Annotated in this window: 6 protein-coding genes; 1 reads left to right on the plus strand and 5 read right to left on the minus strand. The window is 43.0% G+C overall.

The features are described from left to right. Positions 1-236: 236 nt before the first annotated feature. From H6G97_RS49595 to H6G97_RS55240, 5 genes are read right to left on the minus strand one after another with little or no spacing between them, the layout of a single operon-like run. Complete coding sequence (locus H6G97_RS49595; RefSeq protein WP_190947590.1) at positions 237-809, minus strand: IS630 family transposase; 573 nt, start codon at positions 807-809, stop codon at positions 237-239. Next, positions 797-1,192 (minus strand): helix-turn-helix domain-containing protein, encoded by a 396-nt coding sequence (locus H6G97_RS49600; RefSeq protein WP_199350185.1) that lies wholly within the window; start codon positions 1,190-1,192, stop codon positions 797-799. The genes H6G97_RS49595 and H6G97_RS49600 overlap by 13 nt, the downstream gene beginning before the upstream one ends. A 52-nt stretch (positions 1,193-1,244) precedes the next feature. After that, positions 1,245-1,574, minus strand: a complete 330-nt coding sequence (locus H6G97_RS56510; RefSeq protein WP_190947591.1) for a hypothetical protein — start codon at positions 1,572-1,574, stop codon at positions 1,245-1,247. A 44-nt stretch (positions 1,575-1,618) separates the two neighbouring features. After that, positions 1,619-1,747, minus strand: a complete 129-nt coding sequence (locus tag H6G97_RS56515) for a hypothetical protein (protein ID WP_479684984.1) — start codon at positions 1,745-1,747, stop codon at positions 1,619-1,621. Between the two features lie 17 nt (positions 1,748-1,764). Further along, the gene (locus H6G97_RS55240) at positions 1,765-1,890 is read right to left on the minus strand and encodes an IS4/Tn5 family transposase DNA-binding protein (protein WP_277883479.1); all 126 of its coding nucleotides are present in this window, start codon (positions 1,888-1,890) and stop codon (positions 1,765-1,767) included. A 138-nt stretch (positions 1,891-2,028) separates the two neighbouring features. On the opposite strand from H6G97_RS55240, the gene H6G97_RS49610 reads away from it, so the two are divergent. After that, positions 2,029-2,433, plus strand: a complete 405-nt coding sequence (locus tag H6G97_RS49610; RefSeq protein WP_242056180.1) for an SDR family NAD(P)-dependent oxidoreductase — start codon at positions 2,029-2,031, stop codon at positions 2,431-2,433. Positions 2,434-2,606: the final 173 nt, after the last annotated feature.

The following is a 2,606-nucleotide window of genomic DNA, read 5'->3' on the forward strand; positions in this document are numbered from 1 at the left end:
AGAAGAACCCAAATCGATCACTTAACTTCCTGCATCGACTCTCTTCGTCAAAATTGGGTGGACTTGTACGATAGCCTCAAAGAGAAGAAGTAAGTCCAATCATCTTATTCGCGAATTATTTACGCGAACATTATTTTCTTTGTTTTACCCTCTATTTCTCCTTAACCGAGCAGTATTGAAAACTAATGGGTTGTGCTTTTAGCTTCGACCAAAGACGTTCACTATTATAGCGGTTCTCAGTTGGGTGCAATATAGTAACAGCAGTGGGTAAACCATCCAATGATGTCTTTTTTAGTTACTGCATCTAGGGCATTTGTAATAGCTTCATCTAACTCTTGATATGTTCTGGCAGCTTGCGATCTCAAAAACTCTTTCACCTTTGACCAACAGTTTTCAATTGGAGAAAAATCAGGAGAATAAGGAGATAAGTATACGAGCCTTGCTCCAACAGCTTCAATAGCTTCTTTTATGCCTGTAACCTTGTGACAACTGAAGTTGTCCATGACAACAGTTGCTCCTGGCCAAAGGCTTGGAACTAGAACTTGAGTGACATAAGTTTGAAAAGCCGATGCATTAGTACCACCAGTAAAAGTCATGGCAGCAATAATCCCTTCAGTTGACATCGCTCCAATCATTATCACATTTTTTCCCCGACCGTCTGGACAATGACCTTCATCTCGACTACCTTGAGGCGAACGAGCGAAGCGTCTGGTCATAGCTATATTAACTCCAGCCTCATCGATAAATACTAAGTCTGTTAAGTTTACTTCTCCAATGATTGTCCAATACTCTGCCCTCAGTTTTTGCACCCGTTCTGTATACTTTTCGCTCGCGTGTAATGTTTTTTTTTGCGTGTCAGATTTAGCTTTTGGGTGATTCTGCCCATTGTGGAGCGACTTATTTTTACCTGGGTATGCAGTTCTAATTGTTCGCACAATTCCACCAAAGTAGCATCATTATCTGACTCTACTAATAACTCTACTAATACCAGTTGCTCATGATTAAGCTTCGATTTTTGACCTCCACCGTGAGCCTTTGCCTCCACTGTTCCACTGTTACGGTATCGTCTGAGTAAACTTTGAACAAAACTCAAGCTGACACTAAATCTTTTTGCAAGTTCTCGTTGAGAGCCTTCTTTATTGTTATGTGCATTGATCACTTTCTGCCGCAGATCATAGGAGTAGGGTTTCATTCCACAGGCACTTAGACGTTAATATACTCCATCATCCCATACTGTATTGCACTCAATCAGGAACCGCTATAGAATCTAAACTGCGGTTATGAGCCGCACGAACAAGAATTCCTGTGTGCTGAAGTTGACGAATTTTATCAAAAACTTCTGTGATATCGCCTTCGCGGTCAAACACATGAATTACTCGTGTGTGATGGCTCACAAGGCTTTCGACAGTGCTGATAGCTTCCACCCATTTGTAAGATTCTTTTTGTTCAAACGGACGGTTTCGGGCTTCTTTACGAGCTTGCGCTTGCTGTTGTTTCTTCTGTGTTGGGGTTTCATCTAGTGGTGACTTCGGCTTTTGCTCCCGATTCCAGAGTTTTTGCCACAACAAACCCATTGATTGACCATTCTGAGGCTCTATGGCTAAGGCACTGTGTAATATTAGACGTTACCTGCCTTACCAATTGGGCCGTAACCTTCTGTTTTAGCTTTAATACTGCCATAATCAAGAAAACTCGTATCTCCGACGCACAGCACGACATCGTGTTCTGCTACAGTTTCCGCCGTCATTTGACAGTGCGGCTCGATCACCCTGGAAAATTCCACTTTTGGGTTAGCAAAAACTCGTAAGCTCTCTTGAGTACGGTTCCACTGTTGAAAACTTCCGACAGTGCTTTGCCAAATCCCAGACTTAGAGCATAACCTATCGACATTGCACGCTCATTTAATCGGCGGTAAGCGAAGCCATGCCGTCAGGCTTATCGCCTAGTTCTAAGGTTGCAAAATTTTTCTCCCACCAGTCCAGCATTGCTTGTTACCTTTAGCACCCAATTTTAATTACTGTACCGTATTTGCTGTACTGTTTCTTAAATCCTTTTCCAGCAAGCTTTTCGAGACTTAACGGGAAAAGTCAGGTTGAACAATATGGCTTACGGGTAGTACCAATTCAGGTTGATTTAGGTGATCCCCAATCTATTGTTGCTGCTCAAACTGCCCCAGATGTGCAAGTGGTTATCAATAATGCAGGAGTCTTTCAAGCTGGAACTCCCCTAGCTGAGAATGCGATCGCCGCTCTCGAATTTCAGATGAACATCAATGTATATGGATTGATCTACATGGCTCAGGCGTTTGCCCCGGTACTCAAAGCCAATGGAGGTGGTGTTTTTGCCCAAATCAATTCTGTTGCTTCGCTCAAGGGTTTCCCCGACTCTGCCACTTACTGTGCCTCAAAAGCTGCGGCCTATTCAATTACCTAGGCATTACGAGAACTATTGAGTAGCAGGGCACACTTGTGCTAAGTGTTCACCCTGGCCCGATACGAAAAGAGCAGTTGCGGACGTAATTAATAATTGATTCAAAAAGTATGCTTATCGTGTCGGATCGTCGCTGACTTGAACAATCAGCTTACCGAAGTTTTTCCCTTGTAGTA

Source organism: Nostoc flagelliforme FACHB-838 (genome assembly GCF_014698065.1).
GTDB lineage: Bacteria > Cyanobacteriota > Cyanobacteriia > Cyanobacteriales > Nostocaceae > Nostoc > Nostoc flagelliforme_B.

Bases quoted from the DNA above. Each gene is read 5' to 3' on its own strand.
- H6G97_RS49600 (WP_199350185.1), bottom strand. From the start codon at position 1,192: ATGAAACCCTACTCCTATGATCTGCGGCAGAAAGTGATCAATGCACAT.
- H6G97_RS55240 (WP_277883479.1), bottom strand. From the start codon at position 1,890: ATGTCGATAGGTTATGCTCTAAGTCTGGGATTTGGCAAAGCACTGTCG.
- H6G97_RS56510 (WP_190947591.1), bottom strand. From the start codon at position 1,574: ATGGGTTTGTTGTGGCAAAAACTCTGGAATCGGGAGCAAAAGCCGAAG.
- H6G97_RS56515 (WP_479684984.1), bottom strand. From the start codon at position 1,747: ATGACGGCGGAAACTGTAGCAGAACACGATGTCGTGCTGTGCGTCGGA.